The organism is Chitinimonas sp. (assembly GCF_041904975.1).
GTDB lineage: Bacteria > Pseudomonadota > Gammaproteobacteria > Burkholderiales > Chitinimonadaceae > Chitinimonas.
In genome coordinates, this window is record NZ_JAYRLZ010000247.1 from 1 (window position 1) to 6,314 (window position 6,314).

10 protein-coding genes are annotated in these 6,314 nt (G+C 57.4%); 1 reads left to right on the forward strand and 9 read right to left on the reverse strand.

What is annotated here, in order from left to right:
* The 7 genes from ACE3OH_RS17890 to rplM form a co-directional block, all read right to left on the reverse strand.
* Nucleotides 1-740, reverse strand: a 740-nt coding sequence (locus tag ACE3OH_RS17890; RefSeq protein ID WP_374356277.1) for a hypothetical protein, incomplete at its 3' end; no start/stop codon positions are given.
* 137 nt (nucleotides 741-877) lie between these two features.
* On the reverse strand, nucleotides 878-1,228 hold the full coding sequence (gene erpA / locus ACE3OH_RS17895; protein WP_374356282.1) for an iron-sulfur cluster insertion protein ErpA: 351 nt from the start codon (nucleotides 1,226-1,228) through the stop codon (nucleotides 878-880).
* An 84-nt stretch (nucleotides 1,229-1,312) separates the two neighbouring features.
* Nucleotides 1,313-1,741, reverse strand: coding sequence for a polymer-forming cytoskeletal protein (locus tag ACE3OH_RS17900; RefSeq protein WP_374356285.1), 429 nt, complete (start codon nucleotides 1,739-1,741; stop codon nucleotides 1,313-1,315).
* A gap of 3 nt (nucleotides 1,742-1,744) precedes the next feature.
* Nucleotides 1,745-2,467 carry a DUF6776 family protein gene (locus ACE3OH_RS17905; protein ID WP_374356288.1) on the reverse strand — a complete coding sequence of 241 codons (723 nt, stop codon included), beginning with the start codon at nucleotides 2,465-2,467 and terminating at the stop codon, nucleotides 1,745-1,747.
* An 8-nt stretch (nucleotides 2,468-2,475) separates the two neighbouring features.
* Nucleotides 2,476-3,504, reverse strand: a complete 1,029-nt coding sequence (argC, locus tag ACE3OH_RS17910) for an N-acetyl-gamma-glutamyl-phosphate reductase (RefSeq protein WP_374356291.1) — start codon at nucleotides 3,502-3,504, stop codon at nucleotides 2,476-2,478.
* Between the two features lie 155 nt (nucleotides 3,505-3,659).
* Entirely contained in the window at nucleotides 3,660-4,052 is a 393-nt protein-coding gene (gene rpsI, locus ACE3OH_RS17915) for a 30S ribosomal protein S9 (RefSeq protein ID WP_374356294.1), read from the reverse strand.
* Between the two features lie 26 nt (nucleotides 4,053-4,078).
* Complete coding sequence (gene rplM / locus ACE3OH_RS17920) at nucleotides 4,079-4,507, reverse strand: 50S ribosomal protein L13 (protein WP_374356297.1); 429 nt, start codon at nucleotides 4,505-4,507, stop codon at nucleotides 4,079-4,081.
* A gap of 450 nt (nucleotides 4,508-4,957) precedes the next feature.
* Here rplM and ACE3OH_RS17925 point away from each other — a divergent pair, with 450 nt between their 5' ends.
* On the forward strand, nucleotides 4,958-5,374 hold the full coding sequence (locus tag ACE3OH_RS17925) for an OsmC family protein (RefSeq protein ID WP_374356300.1): 417 nt from the start codon (nucleotides 4,958-4,960) through the stop codon (nucleotides 5,372-5,374).
* 33 nt (nucleotides 5,375-5,407) lie between these two features.
* Here the strand turns inward: ACE3OH_RS17925 and ACE3OH_RS17930 are convergent, their stop codons facing one another.
* Together ACE3OH_RS17930 and ACE3OH_RS17935 are read right to left on the reverse strand one after the other, a co-directional pair.
* On the reverse strand, nucleotides 5,408-5,980 hold the full coding sequence (locus tag ACE3OH_RS17930; protein ID WP_374356303.1) for a TetR/AcrR family transcriptional regulator: 573 nt from the start codon (nucleotides 5,978-5,980) through the stop codon (nucleotides 5,408-5,410).
* A 50-nt stretch (nucleotides 5,981-6,030) separates the two neighbouring features.
* On the reverse strand, nucleotides 6,031-6,314 hold a 284-nt coding region (locus ACE3OH_RS17935; protein ID WP_374356306.1), incomplete at its 5' end, for a hypothetical protein.

Genomic DNA, 6,314 nt, shown 5'->3' on the forward strand with positions numbered 1-6,314 from the left:
TCCACGCCGCCTTCGGCTAGATATGGCGCGCACAGTGCCGATTGCGATAGTGCATACAGCTTCTCAGCGTTGGCTCCGACGATGTCGGCGGCAGCCCGATCCGCTGCCTTGCTCATTTCAGATTGCACAAAGGCCGGATTGTCTGGCAGCAGACCGGTTGCGGTGGCAAACAATTGCTGTCCGAGCTGGCTGAGTTGCAGGCGTTTTTCTTTGCCGGTCTTGCTGGCAAGGCCGGTGTAGAGCGCGCCACAGTAGAGCAGATCGCTGGCAACCGCTTCGGCGGCGCGGGTATCGGGCAAATCAAGCAATTCCCACACATTCAGCGCTGTGCTGCCGGCTGTACAGGTGCCGGTGCGCTGCGCCATAAAGGCGGTCTTCGCTTCCAGCTTGCCGTCTTTCTCGATCTTGCTGTCGATAACCAGATTGTCTTGGCCGATATGACTGACACTGATGCTGTAGTCGTATTTCACACCTTGCTCAGTGGTACAGGCTCCAGTCCATTTGTCCAGCAGCGTCGATGCTTCGGGGTCTTTGCCCAAGGTGCAGCGCTTGCCGCGCTGCTTCATCTGATTGGCCCAGGCGGTGGGTTTGAGTACGGCCAGATCGCTATCGGCGATGCACACTGATCGTTCTTGCGGAAAGCTCTGGCGATATTGCCCGGCTATGGGCCCTGCGTGCGCGGGTATGCCAGTCAGGCCTATCAGCAATAGGGAATAGAGAGTGATGGTGGCCTTGTGCATGGCTGGCTCGTGGTGGACCAAAGGCGCGGATTATCTATGAGGTGCTATTGATTCCGGTAAGGAAATAGTCACGGCGATATCGTGCCGCCAAGCAAAAAGCCCCGCGAGGGCGGGGCTTTGCTGGCTTGCAATAAGGCTCAGGCAGAAAACGACGAGCCACAGCCACAGGTCGAGGTGGCGTTCGGATTCTTGATGGTGAATTGCGAACCTTCGATGCTTTCGACATAGTCGATTTCGGCACCGACCAAGTATTGATAGCTCATCGGGTCGATCAGCAGGGTGACACCGTGTTTGGTGTAGGCCGAATCGTCTTCGTTGGCGATTTCGTCAAACGTAAAGCCGTATTGAAAACCGGAACAGCCACCACCGGTGACGAAGACGCGAAGCTTCAGGTCGGGGTTGCCTTCTTCAGCGATCAGGTCGGCGACCTTGGCGGCGGCGTTGTCGGTAAATACGAAGGGGGTTGCTACGTCGGCAGGGGCATTCATGGTGGTACTCCAAAAATCAGGGGCTTGGCGCAATTATCCGCCAATGTGCGCCGCTTGTTAACATTCGGTAATGTCTATATGGGGTCACTGCATGGCAGATTCAATGACCCGCTCTTCCGGTGCTGCGAGCGACTTCTGGGCATGTCGTCCATCGGCAGCACTATGAACCAGCTGGCCACCCACTACGGCGCCGGGGTGCATTTCCAGGGTGCTGTAAAACACATCGCCATGAACCTGGCATTTGGACTGCAATTCCAGATACTGGCTGGCGTGGATCGGCCCTTCCACCGTGCCATTGAGCACCAGATGGCCGACGCGCACGGTACCGCGTATCCGTGCCTTTTCGCTGATGACCAGGGTGCTGGATTTGCCCTCTTCGGCGGTGACATCGCCGACCACCTCGCCGTCGATACGCAGGCCGCCGGAAAAAATCATATCGCCGACGATCTTCGTTTCCAGGCCGATCAGGCTGTCGATACGGCTGCTTGCTTTTTGCTTGCTGTTGCCAAACACGTTTTATCCTTTCACATCGTAAGTGCGCGACAGGCGCACGCGATTGTCTGCTTGGGTATAGATGCGTATTTCAACCTGACGCAAGCGAGCGTCGTTCGGTAGTTCGGTTTCCCGCTCGATGCGGGTGAAACGGGTAACAGTAAGCGGAATACGCTGGGCGGGCCAGATCAGCTCGCTGCGTTTGCCGGCGCGCTCGATAATCAGGCGGAAATCGGCACTGCCCTTGAAGGCGCTTTGGCTGGACTGCCCCTGTACCAGGATTGCCCGCAAGCGGTAGTGGCCGCCGGAGAGCGGCTCGACGCGCAACTCTTCAATAGCTAGTGAAGGCGCGCGATCGGTCTTGGTCAACAACGATTCATAAAAGGTGATCTTGTCCCGCAGGCTGCCATTGTCCGACTGCAGTTGTTGTAGCTGATGGGATAGCGTCTCGCGGGTAGTCTGCTCGACGCGAAGCTGTTGCTCGAGTGCGCCAAGGCGTTGGCGCGCGTCGGCCAGATCGCGGCTGAGCACCGCGACATCGCGACTGGCGCCCTGCACCAAGCGCGCAGCGGTCGGGTCCTGTTTGCCTTGCGTCAGACCATAGCCATAGGCGGCATAAGTGCCACCAACGAGCAGGGCGGCGGCGGCGAGCGCGGCGGCGAATCTGGCATACCAAGGGAGATGGCGGCGCACCGCCAGCTTGGCGGTCGCCAGATGGTTGCCACGTCGCTTCCAGCGCCCGATCATCACAAGCTTTAGGGCAGCAGCGGTACGACGTCCAGGCCTTGGGCTTCTGGCAGGCCGAACATCAAGTTCATGTTCTGCACCGCCTGGCCGGCTGCGCCTTTCACCAGATTGTCGATCACCGACAGGATCACCACGACGTCGCCACCTTGCGGGCGGTGTACGGCAATCCGGCAGGTATTTGCTCCTCGCACTGATCGCGTTTCGGGGGTGGAGCCGGCCGGCATCACGTCGACGAACGGTTCGTCACGATAGCGGCGCTCGAACAGTGCCTGAATGTCGATTCCGCGGTCGACCTTGGCATACAGGGTGGCGTGGATGCCGCGGATCATCGGGGTGAGATGAGGGACAAAGGTCAATGACACTGGCTTGCCGGCGGCACGCGACAGGCCCTGGCTGATTTCCGGCAAGTGGCGGTGGCCCGTTACGCCGTAGGCTTTGAAATTGTCGCCGGCTTCACACATCAAGGTGTGTACTTCTGCCTTGCGGCCGGCTCCGGAAACGCCGGACTTGCAGTCGGCAATCAGGGAGCTGTGGTCGGCCAGGCCGGCTTCGAGTAGTGGCAAATAGCCAAGCTGTACTGCCGTCGGGTAGCAGCCGGGGTTGGCGACCAGGCGGGCCGATCGGATCGCTTCCCGATTCACTTCAGGCAGACCGTAGACGGCTTCTGTGATTAGCTGGGGGCTGGCGTGGCTCATGCCATACCACTTCTCCCATTCAGCGACATCGGCAATGCGGAAGTCGGCCGCGAGGTCGATGACCTTGATACCGGCGGCAAGCAGGGGTGATGCGTCCTGCATGGCAATGCCGTTGGGGGTTGCGAAGAAGACAATATCGCATTGCTCGAGAGCGCCATCGGCAGGGGAGCAAAAAGCCAGGTCGACACGACCGCGCAGGCTGGGATACATCTCGGCAACCGGCATGCCTGCTTCTTTGCGCGAGGTGATGGCGGATAGTTTCACGCCATCGTGCCGAGCCAGTAATCGCATCAGCTCGACCCCGGTGTATCCGGTTCCGCCGACTATGCCCACCTTGATCATGCTGTCATCCTGAAAGAATTGCCGAGAGCGGCGATCATACCAACGATTCTTTGTGACATCGACCGGCAAACAAAAAGCCGCCAGCATAGCTGACGGCTTTTGTCCGGCCGGGGCCGGAAAACTCGAACGAATCTTGCCGGCGTTGCAGTTGAAGCTTAGCGCTTCGAGAACTGCTTGGCGCGACGTGCCTTGCGCAGACCAACCTTCTTACGCTCGACTTCACGTGCATCACGGGTCACCAGACCTGCGTGCGACAGCGTCGGCTTGAGTGCTGCATCGAATTCGATCAGGGCACGGGTGATGCCGTGACGCAGCGCGCCAGCCTGACCCGTTTCGCCACCACCGGCTACATTGACCATGATGTCGAACGCTTCCAGGTTTTCCGTCAGCACCAGTGGTTGACGAACCACCATGCGGCCGGTTTCACGGGAGAAATATTCGTCGAGCGGCTTGCCGTTGACGACGATCTTGCCGGTACCCTTGGTCAGGAACACGCGAGCGACGGAGCTCTTGCGACGACCGGTACCGTAGTAATACTTGCCAACCATGTTGTCAGTCCTTGTATCTGTGTCTGTTAGATTTCAAGGACTTGCGGCTTTTGCGCGGCGTGCGGATGCTCGGCGCTAGCGTAGACCTTGAGTTTCTTGATCATGGCGTAACCCAGTGGGCCCTTTGGCAGCATACCCTTGACGGCCTTTTCAATGACGCGCTCAGGGAATTGTTGCTGCATTTCGGTGAAGTTACGCTCATAGATACCGCCTGGGTAACCCGAGTGGCGGTAGTACTTCTTTTGCAGGGCTTTGTCGCCCGTTACGCGCAGCTTGCCGGCGTTGACGATGACGATGAAGTCACCAGTATCGACGTGCGGTGTGTAGATGGCTTTGTGCTTGCCACGCAGGCGTTGAGCAACTTCGGCAGCGAGGCGACCCAGCACCTTGTCGGTGGCGTCGATCACAAACCAGTCGCGCTGTACCTCATGCGGCTTGGCGGAGAAGGTTTTCATACGGCTCTTCCAGATTCGTTCGATTTACAGAAAGTCGCGCATTGTATTTGAAACGGCAAGCAAGTGTCAAACACTTGGCGGCTCGCTTTGAGTGCATCCATTTTTCGGTGCGAGCGTTCTGCGGCCGAGCCGAAAAAAAAGCGCAAGCCTGAGGCTTGCGCGTAATTCCACCAAAAAGGAGGATGGAGGAGACAACATCAAAGCACACACATTGCGTGTGGGGCCCTAATGCAGGACGTATACTAGCCGAGCTTCCCGGCAAAGGCAAGCAATTTTTGTGCGGTGCGCCATAAATTTAATAACTTGAAGTACAGTTACATGCCATTGGGGTTGATCGAGCGAGTTTTTGCTCCAATACTACAAAAACTGCATGAGTTTATAGCTGCAAGGCAGCATGAATTGGCGCAGTGCGGCATTTGATGTGTTCAGAGTGATTTCAAGGAGGTAAGGATGAAGGCTAGGGTCAAGTGGGTGGAAGAAGTCAGTTTTCTGGCGCAAAGCGAGTCGGGGCATTCTGTGCTGCTTGATGGTGCGCCGGCTGCGGGTGGACGCAACCTCGGGCCGCGTCCGATGGAGTTGGTTCTGATGGGGGCTGGCGCCTGTACGGCATTCGATGTGGTGACCATCTTGCGTAAAGGACGTGCGGATGTGGTCGATTGCGATGTGATGCTGGATGCCGATCGAGCAGATGCTGATCCGAAGGTGTTTACCCGGATTCATATGCATTTTGTCGTTTCCGGCCGTAGCCTGAAGCCTGATCAGGTTCGGCGTGCGATTGAGCTGTCTGCGGAGAAGTATTGTTCAGCATCGATCATGCTGGGCAAGACCGCGCAGGTCAGTCACGACTTTGAAATTCGCGTGGTGTGAACCCCTCGTCGCTACGCGTACGAGGGGCAGGGATTACTTCCGAATGATCAGGTCAACCAGGCGATCTGCCATTTCACAAGGCGTTTGACCGCCTTCAGGGCGGTACCACATGATGGTCCAATGCAAGCCGCCCAGCAGCAATTTACGCAGCAGGCGAGTGTCTTGGTGCACCAGCCCTGCGGCAGCGGCCTCGTCCAGCACCATCTGCCAATCACGCTCATACGCATCCCGCAGTTTGATCAGCTCACCGCGCGCCTTGTCAGACAGGCTTGGCCACTCATAAAGCAACACCGAAAGCGCGCCTTTGTCGTCACCCAGCAAGGTATCTAGGTGAACACGAAACACCGTTCTGAGGCGATCGAACGGTGTATGTGCGTGAGACAGTTGCTCTTCAAGGCGATCGGTCAGATCGCCGATGCCGGCAGCCATGACGGCGACCAGCATCTCTTCCTTGGTGCGAAAGTGATAGAACAGGCTTCCGGATTGCATACCAACCGCTTGGGCCAGATCTCGAACCGTTGTGCGCTCATAGCCTTGCTCTTTGAACAACCGGCTTGCTGCTGCAATCAATTCGGCGCGGCGGGTTTTTTCTTCTTGGGTGGTCATGGTGGCTAGCTAGTTATCTGCGTGATGCCGGCAGTTGCCGTGCGAAACGCTCATTTTATACACATTCGCCATGCATGGTTGTTGATCGTGATGTCTATGAAAAACCCTTTTCCTAAGAAGCGGCTTGCGCGGCGCGCGGCTGCGATCGACCGAAATGGCGCATTGATCAAATGCTTCGGCTTGTGGTTTTTGCATATTTTGTTGCTCGCATGACTCAACTTTGCCACAAAGGGTGCCGATGGATGGGGAGTGGTGGCAGCCTTGCCTGACTCGGACGTCAAAGTGTCCGGTTGGCTTGATAGGTAAGCGATTTGCTGCGAATTGACGTCTACAA